General features: G+C 67.7%; 21 protein-coding genes. 16 read left to right on the top strand and 5 right to left on the bottom strand.

What is annotated here, in order from left to right; all coding sequences use genetic code 11:
- Positions 1–47 precede the first annotated feature (47 nt).
- On the top strand, positions 48–434 hold the full coding sequence (locus BAY60_RS19115; RefSeq protein ID WP_112282251.1) for an ArsR/SmtB family transcription factor: 387 nt from the start codon (positions 48–50) through the stop codon (positions 432–434).
- A 529-nt stretch (positions 435–963) separates the two neighbouring features.
- Here the strand turns inward: BAY60_RS19115 and BAY60_RS19110 are convergent.
- Positions 964–1,896, bottom strand: coding sequence for a DUF2637 domain-containing protein (locus tag BAY60_RS19110; protein ID WP_170160453.1), 933 nt, complete (start codon positions 1,894–1,896; stop codon positions 964–966).
- A 1,040-nt stretch (positions 1,897–2,936) separates the two neighbouring features.
- Between BAY60_RS19110 and BAY60_RS19105 the strand changes: the two genes are divergently transcribed.
- The gene (locus tag BAY60_RS19105; RefSeq protein ID WP_170160452.1) at positions 2,937–3,527 is read left to right on the top strand and encodes a TetR/AcrR family transcriptional regulator; all 591 of its coding nucleotides are present in this window, start codon (positions 2,937–2,939) and stop codon (positions 3,525–3,527) included.
- Positions 3,528–3,530: 3 nt separating this feature from the next.
- Here the strand turns inward: BAY60_RS19105 and BAY60_RS19100 are convergent, their stop codons facing one another.
- Entirely contained in the window at positions 3,531–4,808 is a 1,278-nt protein-coding gene (locus tag BAY60_RS19100) for a cytochrome P450 (protein ID WP_112282248.1), read from the bottom strand.
- A gap of 68 nt (positions 4,809–4,876) precedes the next feature.
- Here BAY60_RS19100 and BAY60_RS36785 point away from each other — a divergent pair, with 68 nt between their 5' ends.
- From BAY60_RS36785 to BAY60_RS19080, 4 genes are all read left to right on the top strand, one after another.
- Positions 4,877–5,269 (top strand): hypothetical protein, encoded by a 393-nt coding sequence (locus tag BAY60_RS36785; protein ID WP_146771036.1) that lies wholly within the window; start codon positions 4,877–4,879, stop codon positions 5,267–5,269.
- 799 nt (positions 5,270–6,068) lie between these two features.
- Positions 6,069–6,722, top strand: coding sequence for a TetR/AcrR family transcriptional regulator (locus tag BAY60_RS38340; RefSeq protein ID WP_112282246.1), 654 nt, complete (start codon positions 6,069–6,071; stop codon positions 6,720–6,722).
- The gene (locus BAY60_RS19085) at positions 6,719–7,639 is read left to right on the top strand and encodes an ABC transporter ATP-binding protein (RefSeq protein ID WP_112282245.1); all 921 of its coding nucleotides are present in this window, start codon (positions 6,719–6,721) and stop codon (positions 7,637–7,639) included. The genes BAY60_RS38340 and BAY60_RS19085 overlap by 4 nt, the downstream gene beginning before the upstream one ends.
- Positions 7,636–9,246, top strand: coding sequence for an ABC transporter permease (locus BAY60_RS19080; protein ID WP_112282244.1), 1,611 nt, complete (start codon positions 7,636–7,638; stop codon positions 9,244–9,246). Before BAY60_RS19085 ends, BAY60_RS19080 begins: the two co-directional genes overlap by 4 nt.
- 522 nt (positions 9,247–9,768) lie before the next feature.
- Here BAY60_RS19080 and BAY60_RS19075 read toward each other — a convergent pair.
- The 3 genes from BAY60_RS19075 to BAY60_RS19065 all read right to left on the bottom strand — a co-directional run bounded on the left by BAY60_RS19075 (position 9,769) and on the right by BAY60_RS19065 (position 12,827).
- On the bottom strand, positions 9,769–10,773 hold the full coding sequence (locus BAY60_RS19075; RefSeq protein ID WP_112282243.1) for a ParA family protein: 1,005 nt from the start codon (positions 10,771–10,773) through the stop codon (positions 9,769–9,771).
- Positions 10,774–11,367: 594 nt separating this feature from the next.
- Positions 11,368–12,045: a YdcF family protein gene (locus tag BAY60_RS19070; RefSeq protein ID WP_112282242.1), complete on the bottom strand. Its 678-nt coding sequence runs from the start codon at positions 12,043–12,045 to the stop codon at positions 11,368–11,370.
- Positions 12,046–12,062: 17 nt separating this feature from the next.
- Positions 12,063–12,827: a GntR family transcriptional regulator gene (locus tag BAY60_RS19065; RefSeq protein WP_112282241.1), complete on the bottom strand. Its 765-nt coding sequence runs from the start codon at positions 12,825–12,827 to the stop codon at positions 12,063–12,065.
- Positions 12,828–12,974: 147 nt separating this feature from the next.
- Between BAY60_RS19065 and BAY60_RS19060 the strand changes: the two genes are divergently transcribed.
- The 10 genes from BAY60_RS19060 (at position 12,975) to BAY60_RS19020 (ending at position 17,642) form a co-directional block, all read left to right on the top strand.
- Positions 12,975–13,355, top strand: coding sequence for a hypothetical protein (locus tag BAY60_RS19060; protein ID WP_112282240.1), 381 nt, complete (start codon positions 12,975–12,977; stop codon positions 13,353–13,355).
- Between the two features lie 680 nt (positions 13,356–14,035).
- On the top strand, positions 14,036–14,164 hold the full coding sequence (locus BAY60_RS38335) for a hypothetical protein (RefSeq protein ID WP_281272728.1): 129 nt from the start codon (positions 14,036–14,038) through the stop codon (positions 14,162–14,164).
- Complete coding sequence (locus BAY60_RS37185) at positions 14,161–14,328, top strand: hypothetical protein (protein WP_170160450.1); 168 nt, start codon at positions 14,161–14,163, stop codon at positions 14,326–14,328. The genes BAY60_RS38335 and BAY60_RS37185 overlap by 4 nt, the downstream gene beginning before the upstream one ends.
- Before the next feature lie 3 nt (positions 14,329–14,331).
- Positions 14,332–14,508 (top strand): hypothetical protein, encoded by a 177-nt coding sequence (locus BAY60_RS37180; protein ID WP_170160449.1) that lies wholly within the window; start codon positions 14,332–14,334, stop codon positions 14,506–14,508.
- Positions 14,509–14,512: 4 nt separating this feature from the next.
- Positions 14,513–14,776: a hypothetical protein gene (locus BAY60_RS19045; protein ID WP_112282237.1), complete on the top strand. Its 264-nt coding sequence runs from the start codon at positions 14,513–14,515 to the stop codon at positions 14,774–14,776.
- 2 nt (positions 14,777–14,778) lie between these two features.
- Positions 14,779–14,961 (top strand): hypothetical protein, encoded by a 183-nt coding sequence (locus BAY60_RS19040; RefSeq protein WP_146771035.1) that lies wholly within the window; start codon positions 14,779–14,781, stop codon positions 14,959–14,961.
- Between the two features lie 118 nt (positions 14,962–15,079).
- A complete protein-coding gene (locus BAY60_RS19035) occupies positions 15,080–16,447 on the top strand; it encodes an FtsK/SpoIIIE domain-containing protein (RefSeq protein ID WP_112282235.1) in 1,368 nt (455 codons plus the stop codon).
- A gap of 19 nt (positions 16,448–16,466) precedes the next feature.
- Entirely contained in the window at positions 16,467–16,694 is a 228-nt protein-coding gene (locus BAY60_RS19030) for a hypothetical protein (protein ID WP_112282234.1), read from the top strand.
- A complete protein-coding gene (locus BAY60_RS19025) occupies positions 16,694–16,927 on the top strand; it encodes a hypothetical protein (RefSeq protein WP_112282233.1) in 234 nt (77 codons plus the stop codon). The genes BAY60_RS19030 and BAY60_RS19025 overlap by 1 nt, the downstream gene beginning before the upstream one ends.
- 16 nt (positions 16,928–16,943) lie before the next feature.
- Complete coding sequence (locus BAY60_RS19020) at positions 16,944–17,642, top strand: DUF2637 domain-containing protein (protein WP_112282232.1); 699 nt, start codon at positions 16,944–16,946, stop codon at positions 17,640–17,642.
- Positions 17,643–17,664 lie beyond the last annotated feature (22 nt).

The following is a 17,664-nucleotide window of genomic DNA, read 5'->3' as shown; positions in this document are numbered from 1 at the left end:
TATCCGCCTTGGCGAATATGTACAGGATGGTTGGGAGGAATCCCCTTATGAGTGAGGCCGCGAACCCCGCCCTGGTCTCCGGGTTGCTCGGTGAGGGAGCCGACGTGGGCACGGTGGCGAAGTTCTTCCGTGCCCTCGGTGATCCGAGTCGGCTGCGGCTCCTAGCGTTCCTGCTCGACGGCGAGCACTCGGTCAGCGATTGCGTGGCCCACATCGGCTTGTCGCAGGGCCGCGTCTCCAGCCATCTGGCGTGTTTGGCCGACTGTGGCTATGTGCAGGCCCGCCGGGAGGGCCGCTGGTGCTACTACCGGGTGGCCGATCCGCGGGTGGTCGAGCTGGTTGTGCTGGCTCGCGCGCTGGCCGCCGACAACCGTGCGGCCCTGGCCGCCTGCGAGCGCATCGACGGTCCCGAGGCCGCGCCGAGGCGGACCTGAGCGACGGAGGACCGACGACCGCCACGGACAAGCGGGTGTGCTGGCAACGCTCGGCGTCGGCGTGGTACTGGTGCCGCTCCCGTCCTGATCGCCACGGGCGCGCTGGGCGTGTTCGGTGCGTGGCTGCGCGATCCCTGGGTGATCGGTGCTGCCCTCGCTGCGGTGCTCCTCGTCGTGTCGCAGGTCTGGACGCGGCTCCGGCGCGGAGACACGAGCACCTGTGATCAATCCGGTCGGTCTCGCCCCGGCGATGACTGGCCTTCCTCGCGGCAACACCCGCTCCGTGACCGGTTATGCTCAGCAGGTAGACCGGGTCAGTGCGTGGCGGGGGCGGCTAGATCCAGCAGTTCGCGGGCGATGTCGCGCTGGTGGTGGTAAGCGTCGCGGATGCTCAACGCGTGAAGAACCCCGGGATGGTTGGTGGCCCAGCGGTGGGCGGCCTCGGCGGCGGGGGGCGGGGGGTGGCGACATCGCCAATATCTGGCGCGAGCAGCGGAGCAAGCCGCGTGCGGCCTGCCAAAAATGCCACTCACGTCGGCGTGATCGGCGCAGCCGCCCGAATGGCCGCAGCATCGGCTGCCCGTGCAGCTCGGGCCAACGCGCGAGCCTTCGAAGCCCCAATCCGCAGCTCCTTCCGTAACGACTCAGCTGAGATTGGCCGTCCCCACCGCGCCCAATGGTCGGCATTGAGCCGCACGGCGTCCTGGAATCGCTCGTCACGCATCGAGCCATCCCCACGGTGACCCATCGCCATAGGATCGGACACCTCGATCGCAGGGTGGTGATTCAAACCGCTGTTCTCGGCGTCGCCACCACCCAAGCCCTGGTCACATCCTGTGACGAGCTCCCGGACGCGACCACAAGCCTCGAAAGCCGAGACGCCCGTCTGCAGCATCCACACGAGGTCCGTCGGCGCCGCCCTCCTCCACCGGCGCCCGAACCTGTCCCGCAGCAGCGTCGTCGCACGGCGAAGCTCCAACTCAGCTTCGACTGCCTGGCGATAGCTGGCTACCTGCCAGAGCACCATGCGCCGCCAAAGCAGGCACGTCCGCCACGGCGCGAGCACCCACCGCAGGAGCGGGATCGAGTCGCGCGCAGTGCCGTTAGCCCGGCCCATCCGTCGGAGAAGCACAGCACGTGCTGCCTCAACCATGACCAGCAGCATCGCCGGCGCGGCTGTGTGCAAACCCACCGCGACTGGATCCGGCCAGCCTGCAGCAGCATTGGCGGCAACGGTGCCGACGGTAAGCGCACGGGCAACCTGGCGAAGCCAGCCGATAGGTTGCCCAGCCCATGTCAGCACGAGGTCCAGTGCCACGACACCAACGAAGCCACCGTCAATGCCGAGAGGCACGAGACCAGGCAACGGCAGGCCCTTACGAGCTGCCAGCTCAGAGAGCGTTTCGTACGACCCTGCGATCCCATAGCCTGCTACAGCAAGGCCAAGCATCACCGACACCACCGCCGCTGCGAGCTGGCCGCGGCCAGCCTGGGACGGCGCTCGGCTGGTACGACTCCCAGCATCGGTCGGGGCCATCAGATACGCCCGCCGAGCCGATCGACCGAGAAACTGCCCTCGATCACCAAACGGCAAGTCAGAACTCCCTGGTCAAACCGCCATCCATCTGGGTGGCGCACCTCCAGGCACTCGAACATGCGGACATCATTCATCGTCCGCTCCCCTCCGCACGGCGCTCCAAGTCGAGCGGAAGACGGACACGAAAGACCAGGTCACCGGCGCCTTGGAGGGAACCGGAATCCGGTGTGAATGCAGTACGAGCCGGTCCGGGGGCACGAACGCACACACGTACACGGGACTCAAATGCGAGGCCCGATATGACCAAACTGACCGGCCCCGATCGGCCAAGATCAAATGGCGATATTCCGGCGACCGGAATCCGGCGGAACGCGTCCCAACCCGCCAGATTGAGGAGGAACAAGAGCCGCTGACCTGCACGGACACTCGAAGTGCCTAGTCGAAGTAGGAGTCAACCAACCTTGACACGGTAGAGGTCACTGGTGGTTGTGAAGTGGAGCTGCCGAGGAACCGCTTCACCTGCGACAACGCACCAGCAGATGATCATGCACTGTCCAGCTCTGTCCGGTCAGGACCAGCCAAACCCGGGTGATCGCCCCCATACGCCCCCCGGTTCTTGCCCGGCGCGCGCTCAGCGTGACGCCGGGTCCCTGGGATGGCAGGGCCGCGGCGAGCGAGCCGAGGACGTTGACGCAGAGAAGACCGGCCAGGCCTCTCTGGCGGCGGCGCCGCGATGGTAAGAGCATTCTTCCTCCTCGAAGATCCACCCGAGCCGGACCCCGGTCGTGCCCATCGAGGACCTTTCCGCCAAAACGGCAAAAGCGCCTGGGCCTTCACTGGTCTTACTTTCTTTTGGCTGACGTCTTCAAAAGAAGTACGAAGAGTGGTCGATGTGTGACAACACTGCACGACCTTGGCGAACCGCTATTCTAGAACGGGTTCCCGGAAACGATGAGGGGGTCGAGGTGGGTCGTCCACCCAGGTTCAGTGCGGAAGCGATCCTGGACGCGGCGCTCGACGTGCTGCCGGACGGGGGACTCGACGCGCTGACCATCGGGCGCATCGCGGGGCGGCTCGGTGCGCCGACCGGGTCGATCTACCACCGGTTCCCGTCCAAGTCGGTGCTCATCGCTCACCTGTGGCTGCGCACGGTGCTCCGCTTCCAGGAAGGTTTCCTCGACGCGCTGGACCACCCGGACGTCGACGAGGCGGTCGGCCGGGTCGTGCGGCACATGCTGACCTGGTCACGGGAGTGCCCCGGCGAGGGGCGGCTGGTCGCCGAGCACTGGAACCGGCAGGGCGATGAGGACTGGCCGGAGGAGCTGGCGGTGCGGATGTCCACGGTCGACGGCCGGGTCGCCGCGGCGCTGGCCGACCACTGCGAGCGCCGGTACGGCGCGGCCACCCCGGACCGGCTCTACGCGGCCCGGTTCGCCCTGATGCACCTGCCCTACGCTGCGGTCCACGTGCATCTGCTGGAGGGCACACCGCAACCGCCGGTGCTCGAACACATCACGACCGAGGCCAGCCTGCACGCACTCGCCGCCGCGGGGTGAGGCTCAGCGCGTGGCCACCACCGTCGTCCGCAGGCCGCCGCGCGGGCGCATGGCCGCGAACCCGGTGGCGCGCACCGAACGGCTGACCGGCCGCAGCCGCGCCCGCACCAGCAACCGCGCGAGCATGACGGTCAGCTCGGTGGTGGCCATGGTCGAGCCGATGCACCGGTGCGGGCCGCCGCCGAACGGGGCGAACTCGTGCGGTCCCCTGCGCCGGTAGCCGGGGTCGTCGGGCAGCCAGCGTTCCGGGCGGAACTCCAGCGCCTGCTCGTAGACCTCGGGACTGCGGTGCGTGACGTACGGGCTGTAGAGCAGCATCGCCCCCGCGGCCACCCGCTTGCCCGCGAACTCGAAACCCCGCACCGCCTTCCGCGCCGACACCACCGCGGGCGGGCAGAGCCGCAGTGTCTCCGAGACCACCGCACGCAGGTACGGCAGCCGCTCCAGGTCGTCGGCGGCGGGTGGCTTGTCCCCCAGCACGTCGCGCACCTCCTCGGCGGCCCGCGTCGCGCAGTCCGGGTGCGTGAGCAGCGCATGGACCGCCCATGCCATCGCGGCGCTCGTGGTCTCGTACCCGGCGGCGATCAGCGTGACCGCCTGGTCGCGCACCTCCTGGTCGGTCAGCCCGCCACCGTCGTCGCGGCCGCGGACGAGCATGGCGAGCACCTGGTCGTCGGTGTCCGCGCCGTGGGTGCGCACCCGGTCGATCTCAGCGTGGATCCGGGCATCGACCCGCTCCCTGGCCCGCATCGCCCGCCGCCACAGCGGTGTGCGCAGCGCGCGGTGCCACCGGATGGCCTCGGGCAGCCGGTCCACCAGGTCGAGCAGGTCCTGCAGTTCCGCGCCGAAGAACTCCGCGTCGGCGGCCATCCGGGCGCCGAACAACGAGCGCAGCGTGCTCTGCCGGATCGCGCCGCGGAACGCCTGGTAGACGTCGACCACCTGCCCCGGCGCCCAGCTGTCGATCACCTCGTCGGCACACGCCGCCATGGTCTCCAGGTAGTGCTCGATCTGGCGGTGGTGCAGGGCGGGCTGGACCAGCCGCCGACGGCGCCGGTGGTCCTCCCCGTCGGAGACGATCAGCGAGGTCTCGCCGTCGACCGGAACCAGCCCGGCGAACGCCGCCCCCACCTCGAACAACTCGTTGTTGGCGAACACGAAACGGTTCGCGTCCGGCCCCAGCAGGTAGACGTACCGGAACGCGCCGAACCCGAACCGGACCACCGGACCACGCCTGCGGTACAGCCACCGCAACACCTCACCCGGACCATAGCTGATCATCCACGGCTCCTAGTCTCATGTTCTAGAATCCAGATTCTATTACGCGTTCACGAGAAGGGAGCAGAGGCATGCCGGAGATGTCCGAGCGTGAGGTCAAGGTGAGGATCACCGACTACCGGCTCCTCCTCGGGGTCGCGATCACCGCGGGCTGCCTGACGCTGACCGGATGGATCTGGGCGATCGTGCTCACGTTCGTCCCGGTCGACGAACCGGCGCCGCGTGAGGGATCCTGCGGCTCCCCAGCGCTGTTCGACGCGGTCCCCTACGGCGAGCAGCTCGGCGTCGACAAGTACCCCGCCCAGCAGGAGTGGGTCGACCACTGCGTCGAGGAGGTATCCCGGCACATCCGGCAGGCCGTCGGCATCTCCGTCGTGACCGCGCCGCTCGCCGGTCTGTGGATCTGGAGCGGCTGCACCCTGCCCCGCAAACGAGCCGAGCTCGCCGCGGCGACCGAAGGCTAGCGGTGACCACACACCTTGGCCGGGCCGGCCGCGCGGCCGGGGGCGCGAGCCCACCACCGGTGGGCCCCCTGCCATCCCGTCGACCTGCCCGTCCGGCGAGGACACAACCCACCGTGAGAACCAGATCCCAACCAACGCAACACCGGCCGCCAGGGACGCAAAACCCCTGACACGGGAGTGTGCTGAAACCACCAGACCCGCTTCGACGCCCTGGCTTGTGGTGGGCCGGGCGGCGTTACCGTCGTCGGGTGCGGGAGTGGCCCGTGGCCACGGCGCTCGCGCCGGAGTCCGCCGGGCCGGTCGGCGAAGCCGCCGTGGCGCTCGTGCGCCACTCGCGATCATGCGGCTGGCCGCCGAGATCGACGGGTTCGGGTAGCGGCGCCGCAGCTCGCCGACGTCGAGGACGACCTCCCCTTGTGCACTCCTGCGTCCCTCCCGCCTCTGGAGCAGCTCGTTCTGACGGGAACGGGCGAGGCTGTCTCGCAGCAACGCGTGCCGGAACTGGTAGACGCTGCCGACGCGACGCAGTATGCCGAGCCGATGTGCGTCCTCGAGGAATGCCATCAGCGAACACGGCACAGGCCCGTGAGGCGTAACGCCAGCACGCTAAGCGATGTCTCGTAACCCCGGTGGCCGTGTGCTCTGCCGGTAGTTGTCGGCCGAGCAGGTCGACGAGGCGACGCAGCGAAGCGGCGTCCAGCGCGGGGCGGAACCCGACTCTTCTCGGCTACTACACGCATGTGTAGTATACCTCTCAGGTGGATAGTATGGTGTACATGCGGGTAGGAGGAGGGCGGTCATGCAGCCGGATCCGGAGGATCTCACCGCTCGTGCCCGGATCCGGGACGCCGCGCTTCGCTTGTTCGGTGAGCAAGGGTTCGACCGGGCGACGATCCGTGGGATCGCCGATCTCGCAGGTGTGTCGTCGGGGTTGGTGCGTCACCACTTCGGCTCCAAGGAGGCGTTGCGTGACGAGTGCGACGCGTATCTGGCCAGAGCGCTGGCACGCCTCAACGACCAGGTCCGGGCCGGCATGGCCACGAGCGAGACGAACTACCTGACCGTCGCGGTGTCGATTTTCGCGCCATACCGGAGCTACCTCTCGCGAGCACTGGTTGAAGGCCGTGTGGCACCGCTTTTCGACACGCTCGCCGACCTGAGCGCGGAGTGGGTCGCGGAGCTCGACGAGCGGCGCGCCGATCCGCCGGAGGTTCCGCGGGAGGCGCGGGCCACGGTGGGTGCAGCGATGGCGCTCGCGGTCATTGTGCTCTACGAGCACGTCTCCCGACGTCTCGGCGTCGACGTGTTCAGCACGGAGGGGCAGGGGTTGCTCGCCCGCATCCTGCTCGACCTCTACTCGCATCCCTGGCTCAGCCCGGAGGAGGCCGCCGCGCTCCGGGCTCGCCTACCCGAGGGCAGCGGCTCCGACAAAGGGAAGGAGGGCTCGCGGTGACTGATCCAGTCTCGGTGAGCGGACTGGTCAAGACGTTCGGCACCACCCGGGCGCTGGACGGGCTGGACCTCAGTGTGAAGCCGGGCGAGGTGCACGGCTTCCTGGGCCCGAACGGCGCGGGGAAGAGCACCACGATCCGGATCCTGCTGGGCCTGCTGCACGCGGACGCGGGCACGGTCCGGCTGCTCGGCGGCGACCCGTGGCGCGACGCGACCGAGCTGCATCGACGCATGGCGTACGTGCCAGGCGACGTGACGCTCTGGCCCGGACTGTCCGGGGGCGAGGTCATCGACCTCCTCCTGCAGGTACGCGGCGGACGGGTGAACACGTCGAGGCGGGATGAGCTCATCGAGCGCTTCGACCTCGACCCGCGGACCAAGGGCCGGGCCTATTCGAAAGGCAACCGGCAGAAAGTCGCGCTGATCGCCGCGCTGGCCTCCGACGTCGAGCTGTTGATCCTCGACGAGCCGACGTCGGGGCTGGATCCGCTGATGGAAATCGTGTTCCGCGAGGTCGTACGCGAGGAACAGGAGCACAACGGCCGCACGGTCCTGCTGTCCAGCCACATCCTCGCCGAGGTCGAGGCGCTGTGTGAACGCGTCACGATCATCCGGGACGGCCGGACCGTCGACACCGGCAGCCTCGCGGAGATGCGGTATCTCACCCGGACCTCGATCCGGGCCGAGCTCTCCGGACCCGTAGCTGGCCTCGCCGATCTGGAAGGCGTCCACGACCTGCGGATCGACGGCGGGACAGGCGACGACACCGTCGTGAACTTCGACGTGGACGCCGCGGCGCTGGGGTCGGCACTGCGCTTCCTCGACTCGCAGGGTGTGCGGGCACTGACCAGCAGTCCGCCGACACTCGAGGAACTGTTCCTGCGGCACTACGGCGGCACGACCGAGGCGGCGCGATGAACGTACTGGCGGGGACACGGCGCCTGGCGCGGCTGGCTTTCCGCCGCGAGCGGACCATCGCGCCGTGGTGGTTGCTGGCGGTGGTGGGCCTGGGCCTGGCGATGGTCTCCTACATCGACCGGAACATGCCGACGCCGAGTGTGCTGGCAACCTACGCCGAGACGATCAACGACAACGCCTTCTTCCGCGCGCTCGGCGGCGGGGACTCGGTGATCGCAGACCGCGGGTTCATGACCGCGTGGCGCAGTGGTGGTTTCCTCTACCTCCTCACCGCAATCGCCGCGCTGCTCGCGGTCGTGCGGTATACCCGGGCCGACGAGGACATGGGCCGGACCGAGCTGCTCCGGTCGGGTCTGGTGAGCCGGTTCGCCGCGCTGACCTCAGCCCTGCTGGTGGCCGCGACGGTCTCACTGGTCGCCGGTGCGCTGACCGCGGTCGCACAGATCGGGGTCGGTTTGGCACCGGTCGGCTCGGTGGCCTACGGCGCCGCCATCACCGCGGCCGGCTTGGTGTTCGGTTCGATCGCCGCCGTGGCCGCCCAGATCGGGCGGAACGCCCGCACGGCCAGGGCCATCACGTTGTTCGCCCTCGCCATCGCCTACCTCCTGCGCTACGCAGGCGACGCGAGCGGCCAGGCGTGGATGACGTACATCTCACCGATGGGATGGATCCACGCCGTCCAGCCATACCGGTACGACAGGTGGTGGATGCTGGCCGTCATCGCCGGGATCGTGGCGGTACTGCTGGCCATCGCCTACCTGCTCAGCAACCGCCGTGACCTCGGGGAGGGTCTGCTCCCCGAACGCCGTGGACGCGCCACCGCCCCGCATCTGCGCGGTCCGGCCGGGCTGTCCTGGCGGCTGCACCGCGGCCTGTTCACGAAGTGGGCGATCGGGACCGGAGTGTTCGCGATCGGCGCAGCCGGGGTCGGCACGATCGTTCCGGACATCGACGCGCTGCCCCCGGACAGCTTCGGGCTGCTCCAGCAGGGCTTCGGCGGTGACGGAAGCGCCGGCGACTACGTCAACTTCTTTCTGTGGGCCGGCATCCTGCTCTTCGCCCACGTCATCAGCATCTACCCGGTACTGATGATCGCGCGGCTGCGGGCCGAGGAACGTTCGGGCCGAGCCGAGCTGGCCGCGGGCACCCCCATGACCCGGGTCCGGTGGGCGGCCGGCCAGCTGTACGTGACCGCACTCGGCACAGCCGCGCTGTTCGCGCTGACCGGGCTGGTCCTCGGTTTCTGCTACGGCCTGTTCACGGCCGAACTCCCGGGCCCGCTGGGGCGGGTCATCGTGGCCGCATTGAGCTGTGTCCCGGCCGCGTGGCTGATCGCGGCGGTCGGCTTCCTGGCATACGCGCTGACGCCACGGTACGCCGTGCCGATCTCGTGGGCAGTCTGGGCCTGGACCGCCGTACTCGGCAAGATCGCCGGACCGCTCTACAACGTGTGGGGCGGAACCCCGCTGGAGCCATTCCACTACCTGCCCAACACCCTGGCAGGCGAGCCATTCAGCCCCTCCACAATCCTGACGACAGTGGTGCTGGCGGCCGTCCTCGTCTGCGCCGGACTCACCGCCCTGCGACACCGCGACTTCGGTCGATGATCGTGGCGACCGCCATCAGCCACGCCCTCGTCATAGGACAACCCGGTCAGGCTCGTGTCCTGCTCGGCCAGCAGGACGTCGACGATCACCCGGTACGGCGCCGCGAACCGCGAGGCCAGGTACACCGGGACGAGCTCCTGCTCCGAAAGCAGAGCCGACCACGGATCAGCAGGTTCCTCGGTCTCCGGCATCTCGTCGCGATTCAAGCGCGCACGAAAAAGCCCGCCGTCCTGGGCTCACACCCAGAGCCAGCGGGCTCATCACGACCGTCGGGCTGACAGGATTTGAACCTGCGACCCCTTGACCTTATTCGGCGAGTCAGCGACCTGCCGAACCATGGCATGACAACCGGCTGAGCTGCGAAATCGTCCCCGTCGTTGCTCGACGTTGATGGTCCTTTGGCGGTGCGATATTGGGCGAATGTTGGTCATGCCGCCGACCGCCGACCTGCGACCGGCAACGCTGATCGACGGTCAACGGTTGACATGCCTCGGAGGTGCCGGGGCAACTGCCGAGGCGTACTCAAACGGCCCTGGCGATCACGTTCTCGCATAGCGCCTTGAACTGCTCTTCACTTGCCTTCGCCCTCGTCACCTGGCCGCCCCGAACGACCTCGTCGGCAGCCAGCTCGAAGATCGCCTTCCGCAAGGTCTGAGCATGGGGAACTAGGCTGTGGAAGTTCTTCAAATCCCCGACCTTAGCGCCAGAGCTGGCCGCCGGGTCCGCGAGCGAGCCTCCACGCCCATCGTCGTGAACTGAAAGCGGTTCAAGTAATCCTTGCGCGATCCTCTCGGGCATTTGATCTATCCAGCGAGAGAACGCCTGCGTTGCCTCGCCGCGATATACGTTGAACTGCTGGGAAACATAACCCAGCACTTTTGGCAAACCTTTTGGCAACTCAAAGGAAAGCTCCGGGGCGACGGATCGCGCGGTCTTCCACTGCCCAATCCAGGTCGTCAAACTCTTGCCGACACTCGGCAGAGCTCTCAACGAGAACAAGTCAGAAGCCATTGGAACAATTAAGTAGTCACTGGCGAGCAAAGCTGCCCTATTGAGGGCACCCACATTGGGGCCAAGATCCACAAAAGTGAAGTCGGCGTTCACCGTTTCGGCAATGTTCTGGATCAGCCGGTAAGGCGCGCTCGTTACACGAAACCCGCGCTCCTGGCCCGCCAACGCTTCGGTCCACGCCCCAGGCATGATGCTTTCATAGTCAGAGAGCCTTATGTCGCCAGGTAATATCCATACGGCATCGGGCCTGACTTCGACCGATGGCGGCGGCGTAACATCCCCAGAACCGCCCACGAGTGGAGCGAAGGCGTGTGCCACTGTCAAATTGTCACTGTCCGGATCAAAAATATTTTCTAATTCTGCATCCTGCAGAGAAATCGCAGTAAGATTGGCCTGTGCATCGAGGTCGACCATTAGAACACGCTTACCTAGCACACCCATTTCAACGGCCAGATTGAAAAGCATGGTCGTTTTACCCACGCCACCTTTGTGGTTGAAGAAAGATATTGTTTTCACGCTAGTCCAATTCTTGAAGAAACCGGGTTAGATCTATCCCACAGTGGCGCGAGCTTCCGAAATGAGAACCCGGAAACGATACGGGCACCAAGTACCGCCATCCCCCACGTGGGCAACTCATGCACACTGAGTCGCAGACTGCGGACTGGACGTTACATCGGTTCGCACACCGTGAGCTTGGTGGCCATCCCGTCGCCTGATGGCGTCTCGATCACGCCGTGCTGGGGCCGCGACCTCTGCTCGCCAACCGCCGGCCGAACCTGCCAGGCTCGCGGTTCCGGCGCGGTGTGATAGCCATCAGTCAGGCGACGGGATGACCACCAAGCGCCCACCCCGCCAACCGCACCGCGCCGACGTTCCCCGGCCATCCCGGAGCCTGCCCGTCCGGCGAGGACATGTTCTCTTCTTCTTGGCAATGCGGCCTCGGCTGTCTCGGCCTGCCTCGGCCCCGGCCGATGCGCGGGGACCGGCGCCAGCCGCACGCCCCGCGCAGGCTCGGCCGGGGCAAGAGAGGCTGCGGCCGAGCGGCGCCGCAGGCGCCGCCTTGAACAAGAAAAGAAACTCTGAACACACCTGTCACGGCGACCGGTCCGGCTACCGGCGCGCGGGGATGAGGCGGCTGGTGTATCCGGCGGCGATGAGGCGTTGGTAGGCGGCCCGGACGTTGGCGGGGATCTCCTGGGGGTGGATCTCGCCGGACTGGCCTTGGAGTTCGAGTCGCTGGGTGTCGCCGACGAGCATGTTCACCACGCGGTCGGGGTCCCCGATGCAGTCGACATAGGTGGCGAGGTCCTGCTGTGCCCCGGAGCACAGGATCTCCACGTCGGGCCAAAGCTTCGCGGCGATTGCCTGCGCCCGGCGCTGCTGGTACGGCCGGGAGATCAGCAAGACCGAACGCGGCGAGATGCCCTCGGCGGCCAGGAGTTCGCGGGTGAAGTTGATGTTCTCGACGGTCGTCCTGGCCCTGGTCTCGATGCGGATCGCCGCGCCCGGGACGCCGTGTTCCCTGGCGATGTCGCGAAAGTGGACGGCCTCACCTCGCGGGAACCGCTCGACGGTGGTCGGCGCGTTGGCTCCGGTGAAAACCACGAGAGGGAAAAGGCCACGGTGATACAGCTCGGCGGCATATACCGCCACTCCCCCGTCATGACTGCCGAGCCCGACGGCCACGTCCACCGGTCGTAGCTCGTCGTCGACCCGGTGGAAACGCCACAACGTCTCGACGTCGGCACGCACGGCGGGTGTCCACACGTCGGTCTGGTTCGTCGTCACGGCTCTGCCCTTTGCTCTCAGTCCGGGATCTTGAAACTGTAGGTCCAGGCGAAGCGTGACGCGGCATGCACGCCGACCGCAAACTCGACGGGCACATTCTGGGCCGTGAACGTGGTCCGGTGGAGCACGACGACCGGCTCCCCCGCCGGGAGTTCGAGCTCGTCGACCTCGTCGGGCGTCGGCATCCGGGCGTGGAAGGTCTCCGTCATGTGGTCGGGCTCCAGACCCTGCAAAGTCAGCACGGCGAAGCCTCCACCTGGGGTCGCGGTTCCCGGCTTGGGATCAACGATGGGCGTGCCCTCGACATCCTCGGGCCGGTAGTAGCTCGTCAGCATGTGCGTCGGCTTGCCGTCCTGCTTGACCAGGCGTGCACGCTCGTAGACCTCGGTGCCGGGATCGATACGTAGCGCTGCGGCGATGTCGTTGTCGGCGACGGCCTTGCGCACCGTGTTGGTTTGGTCGTCTCGCTTCCATGCCTGCCCGGATGCCTCGCGGTCGGCTGCGAATGCGACAAGACCGAACTTCCACTTGCTCTTGGCATACCGGTCGGTGCCGAGCCGCTTCATCGGTGGACGCGGGCGGACGACGGTCCCCTTGCGGCGGACCGCCGTCACCAGGCCCTCGGCCTCCAGAACACCCACCGCCTTGCGGACTGTGTTCACGTTGATGTCGTACTGGGCGGCAAGCTCGTCCTGCTTAGGCAGCGTGTCGCCCGGCTGGTACTTCCCCGCGTGGATCTCGTCCCGCAGTACGGCGGCAAGCTCGCGGTAGCCGGTGGCCATGGTCCACCTCCTCTCGTGGTCAATAAGTCTATCTCTACCAGGCCAAACGCGTTACTTAGACCCTTAGAACTTTCTCTATTGACAGACGATGCGCAGGAGTGTTCAATAGAGATAGTTCTAATTCAAGCGCGACCTTTGGAGGGCGACATGAGGAACATCCCGGTGAACCTGAGCGGCTACAAGCTGATGGTGTCGGAGGCGCCGGTGTTGAAGATGCGCAAGGACGACGACGGGGAGCTGGTCCCGGCCACGGACTTCCACGGGGTGCAGCAGTTCGTGGTGGCCTTGTTCGCGAAGCGCCGCCCGCGCCCGGATGGCGGGCCGGTGGGCAAGGGCGAGGAAATCAAAGTAACGCTCTCGGCTGACCCGGGGGACGGCTTCGAAGAGGGCACGTATGTGGAGCTGATCGACGCGACGGCCTCGCCGTGGGCGATGAAGGACAGCCAGGGCAACGTGACCTCGGGCATGTCTTTCCGGGCTGCTGGTCTCAAGCCTGCCGGGCAGGGCGGTTTGTCGTCCGCCGCCTGAGCCCGGTGGCGGTGGCCGGTGGGTGACCGGTCGCGGTCTGCCCCGGTCCCGCACAGGAAGCACCCTGGAGCGCTGCCCTAGTGAGGTAGGCGGCCCGGTTCGAGTCGGGCCAGCGCGCTTTTTCGGTGATTGACAATTCCAGAGTGGGCCGATCCATGCCAAAAACACGCGCCTTATTGTGGTGGCGCGCCTTGATTCCCGGGTTGTTTTTTTGTCCGGGGGTCTTGGTGTTTCACCACGATCACAAGCTTCAACAGACACGTGTCTGGAAGGGAGTGAGGGAAATGGATCGTGAATTGTGGATCGATATCAAGGATGACGGAGGTGATCGGCGATGACCAGCACGAAGGTGCGGGGCGGGTTGTGCACCTACAACCCCACTGGCCCGAAGCGGGGTGCGTGATGGACGAGAGTGTCATTCACCTGTTGGCGTATCACTCCTGGTGGGACGGGCACGTCGTGGGGTTGTGCGGCGCGGCCGCCCAGGCGGGCCAGTGGGAGTGGGTGTGGATCTCGTGGGGCGAGAAACGCTGCCAGGAATGCGAACGTGTTCGGGATCGGGGTGCGTGACGGTGGGCGGTCATGTGTGTTCGGCGAATTTTTGGCTGTCCCCGGCGGGAATAGCGACGTGCACGGTGTGCGGCGCTCAATGGCCGATGTAGCGGAAAGGGGAGGAAAACATGATGTCGTATGTGTTTTTGCTGGTGTTGGTGGGGTGTTTGACGGTGGCGATGCCCTGGGCCGGTGTGCTGGCGCTGGCGCTCGGGTTGGGCGGCATCACCTGGACGAATAGGAGGGCGGCGGCGTGAGCGGGCGAGCGGTGCAGGTGGCCCGGCTGGCCCGCCGCTGGGCGTCGCGACTGGAACGCGACCGGCAACAGGCTCTCGCGGAGCCGACGAGTGATCTGGCGTGGCAGGCGGGGTTCTGTGAGGGCCTGGCCCACGCCCAGCAGGTGATCCGGAACGGAGGCTGAGTGATGCGGGAGATCGAGGCGATCATCACGGCCGCGCAGGCGGAGTATCGGCGGTTCGTGGCGAGTGGCCCGGATCGCGAGACCCGCACGGCGGTCGGCAATGCGGTCCGTTTCCTCACCGCCGATTTGACCTCGGTGCTGGACCTGCTGACCGCGACACAGACACGAGCAAGGAGCTAACGGGATGCAGATTCCGGCGCTGAATCGGCGGGCGCAGCAGAACTACGCCACGTTTGTGGCGGCGATGGATCTGGTGGCCCAGCAGTTCGACGAGATCGACACGCTCATCGACGCCCTGGATGAGGACGCGATGCCGGGCGGGTTCACCGTGGCCACCCCGGACGAGCTGCGCGGCTTTCGCGCCAAGGCGTTCGATGAGCTGGACCGGATGCGGGCGGTGGCCCGCAAGTACGAGGGAGAGCTCATCTCCCGGGATTGGAGGTTGTGATCGTGGCGCATCAGGTGGACCGGGTGCTCGACGACCTGGGTGCGGCGATGACCCAGCTCAAACGTGCCATGCACGGCATCCCGGTGCGGCGGGAGGGCTTCAAGGGCCACCACGATCGGGCCGCCCGCGCCGTGGGCCGCCTGTCGGCCGAGCTGCAGGACGCCAGTGCCGCCATCCAGGACTAGACCCGCACCACCGAGCACAACTTCATCACCATCACCAACGGCTGCGAGACCGGCCCCGACCACCCGCTGATCTGGGTGTGGGGCCGGTCTCGCGTGTGTCTGGAAGGAACCCACACCGATGAACACCCCACAGTCGAAACGCCGCATGGGCCGCGAGGTCAAGGCCGCCCTGTGGACCGCCCGCCACCCCGGCTCCGTGCTCACTCCGGCCGTCACCGTGGCGTCGGGGCTGGAGTGGGGCTGGACGACCACCGGCGGGATCGTCGGGGGCACGGCGGCCGGGCTGTGCGCCTGGTACCGCGCCCACCCCGCCACCTTCGACCACTACGCGGCACCGAGGTTGCGGGCCTGGCGGCGCCGCTGGTCGGCCTATGTCGGCCCCCGCTGGCATGCCGCGCTGCGGGCCTGCGACCTCTACACCATCCACCGCAAAACCGGCGAGGAACGCTTCCCCCGCATCATCCGCGTCCGCTCCTACTCCCCCACCGTGGACAGCCTGTGGCTGCGGATCCCGGCCGGGCAGCATGCCCGCCAGTTCGAGGCCCGCCTACCGGAGCTGACGGAGGCGCTGCGGGTGGAGCGCATCGCCGTGGAACGCATCAAACCCGGCGTCGTCGGCCTGGTGATCGAACGCGCCGAGCCCTTCACCGAGGTCATCGAGGCCCCCGACATGCCCGAAGACCCCAGCGCGGTGGACCTCAAAAACCTGTATGTCGGGGAGACCGAGTTCGGCGCGGACTGGCGGCTGCCGGTGCTGGGCCAGCACACCTTCGTCGCCGGGACCACCGGCTCGGGCAAGAACTCCATCCCCATGTCCCAGCTCCGTGCGCTGGCGCCGCTGATCCGCGACGGGCTGGTCCGGTTGTGGCTGTGCGACCCCAAACAGCTCGAGTTCACCAAGCTCGCGCCGATCGCGCACCGCTACGCCGACACCGAACAAGCCTGCTCGGACCTGGTCGACGAGTACGTGGAAGACCTGCGCGCCACGCAACGCCGGTTCGCCGACACCGGCACCCGCAAGATCAGCGTGTCCCGGGAGACGCCGTTGAACCTGCTGATCGTGGACGAGATCGGGGCGCTGCTGGCCTACGGCGACGGCGCCCTCGGCCGCAACCTGCGCCGCCAGCTCGCCATCGTCGGCTCGCAGGGCCGCGCCACCGGGCACGCCATGACCGCGATGGTGCAGGAACCCACCAAGGACACCGTCCCGATCCGGGAACTGTTCACCATCCGCATCTGCCTGCGCGTCACCGCCGCCGCGCACGTCGACATGGTGTTGGGCGAAAACGCCCGCCTGCGCGGCGCGATCGCCGACGAGATCCCCAACAGCGAGGACACCGCCGGGATCGGGTTCGTCCTGCGGCAACGCTCCCGCGTGCCGCTGCGGGTGCGGGCGGCCTACGTCAACGACACCGAGATCGACCAGCTCGTCACCTTCGTCCGCACCGGTGCCGCTGGCGGTGGGCACCTGAGCGTCGTGGCCTGAGCCGGAAAGGAACCCAACGATGCTGACCCTGGCCTTCCTGTGGACCTGGACCAAACTCACCCTGGTCACGGTGCTCGCCGTGGTGATCGAACACGCCACCCTCACCACCTTCTGGGCCTTCACCCCCGTCGCCACGGTAACGGCGCTGGTCTATCTGGTGGTGAGTGTGGGGCTGTTCCGGGAGTGGCGCACCCAGGCCACCGGGCACCACCACCAGATCACCGACATCCGCCGGGAACGGGTGTGATGGCAGACATCGACGCGGATGTGCTGCCGCTGGAGCAGATCACCGCCCTGCACACCGAGTACGGCAAACATCTCCTGCGCTACACCAGCGAAATGGCTGACCTCGACCCGGCCACCCAACGGTGGCACCGGCAGCGGCTGGCCGAGTACTGCGACCAGCTCGCCCGCCTGCACGAGGACGAAGCCGACGAACGGCGCCGCCACGCCGCCCGCTGGCGCACCGAACCCCACTAAGAAAGGAGAGACCGTCATGTCCACCACGGACAGTCCCCGGCGACCGTCACGCCTGGTGGACACCATCCGCATCCTCGTCGCCGTGATCCTGGGCGGCATCGGCGCCGCTGCCGGGTTCACCCACACCCACGAGTGGGCCAGCCACCACGGCCAAACCGGCTGGCTGGCCTGGGCCACCGCCGTGGTGATCGAGGGCATGGTCGTCGTCGCCGGGTTCGAGGTCCAACGCGACCACCGCACCGGCACCACCCGCAAACTCACCTTTCCGATGGCCGTGCTCGTCGCCGGGTTCGGCGTCCAAATGGCCGCGCAAGTCGCGCTGGCCGAACCCAGCCCCGCCGGATGGCTCGTCGCGGCGATGCCCGCCCTCGGGTTCCTCGTCGTGGTCAAACTGCTCATGCGCCGCACCCCCACACCAACACCGGTAGCCACCGGCGAGCCTGCCCCGGCACCAGCGCCGGCCGAACCCCCACCGGTCGCCACCGAGCCGATACCCACACCGGCCCCGGCTGCGCCGACACCGGCAGCGGCTCCGCGGTTGAAGCTTCCGGCCGCGCTGACCGCCCGTATCGACACCCTCATCGCCGACGCCCACCAGCAGGGGCGGCAGGTGACCACGGAGGAGATTCGGCGGGCGGTGCGGGTCTCCGAGGACGTGGCGCGCCGGATTCTCGACGACTACGCCCCGCGCAACGGGCACCCGGTCACCACCTAACCCCATCCTGCATCACCCCTGC

Origin of the sequence: Prauserella muralis, assembly GCF_003202285.1 — a bacterium.
Taxonomy (GTDB): Bacteria; Actinomycetota; Actinomycetes; order Mycobacteriales; family Pseudonocardiaceae; genus Prauserella_B; species Prauserella_B muralis.
Note: the sequence above shows the minus strand (reverse complement) of the source record. Positions and strands in the feature narration are given on the sequence as shown.

What these genes read in the sequence shown, in the direction of transcription:
- BAY60_RS19115 (WP_112282251.1), top strand. Translation starts at nt 48, where the DNA reads ATGAGTGAGGCCGCGAACCCCGCCCTGGTCTCCGGGTTGCTCGGTGAG.
- BAY60_RS19100 (WP_112282248.1), bottom strand. Translation starts at nt 4,808, where the DNA reads ATGATCAGCTATGGTCCGGGTGAGGTGTTGCGGTGGCTGTACCGCAGG.
- BAY60_RS36785 (WP_146771036.1), top strand. Translation starts at nt 4,877, where the DNA reads ATGCCGGAGATGTCCGAGCGTGAGGTCAAGGTGAGGATCACCGACTAC.
- BAY60_RS38340 (WP_112282246.1), top strand. Translation starts at nt 6,069, where the DNA reads ATGCAGCCGGATCCGGAGGATCTCACCGCTCGTGCCCGGATCCGGGAC.
- BAY60_RS19080 (WP_112282244.1), top strand. Translation starts at nt 7,636, where the DNA reads ATGAACGTACTGGCGGGGACACGGCGCCTGGCGCGGCTGGCTTTCCGC.
- BAY60_RS19065 (WP_112282241.1), bottom strand. Translation starts at nt 12,827, where the DNA reads ATGGCCACCGGCTACCGCGAGCTTGCCGCCGTACTGCGGGACGAGATC.
- BAY60_RS19060 (WP_112282240.1), top strand. Translation starts at nt 12,975, where the DNA reads ATGAGGAACATCCCGGTGAACCTGAGCGGCTACAAGCTGATGGTGTCG.
- BAY60_RS38335 (WP_281272728.1), top strand. Translation starts at nt 14,036, where the DNA reads ATGATGTCGTATGTGTTTTTGCTGGTGTTGGTGGGGTGTTTGACGGTG.
- BAY60_RS37180 (WP_170160449.1), top strand. Translation starts at nt 14,332, where the DNA reads ATGCGGGAGATCGAGGCGATCATCACGGCCGCGCAGGCGGAGTATCGG.
- BAY60_RS19045 (WP_112282237.1), top strand. Translation starts at nt 14,513, where the DNA reads ATGCAGATTCCGGCGCTGAATCGGCGGGCGCAGCAGAACTACGCCACG.
- BAY60_RS19035 (WP_112282235.1), top strand. Translation starts at nt 15,080, where the DNA reads ATGAACACCCCACAGTCGAAACGCCGCATGGGCCGCGAGGTCAAGGCC.
- BAY60_RS19030 (WP_112282234.1), top strand. Translation starts at nt 16,467, where the DNA reads ATGCTGACCCTGGCCTTCCTGTGGACCTGGACCAAACTCACCCTGGTC.
- BAY60_RS19025 (WP_112282233.1), top strand. Translation starts at nt 16,694, where the DNA reads ATGGCAGACATCGACGCGGATGTGCTGCCGCTGGAGCAGATCACCGCC.
- BAY60_RS19020 (WP_112282232.1), top strand. Translation starts at nt 16,944, where the DNA reads ATGTCCACCACGGACAGTCCCCGGCGACCGTCACGCCTGGTGGACACC.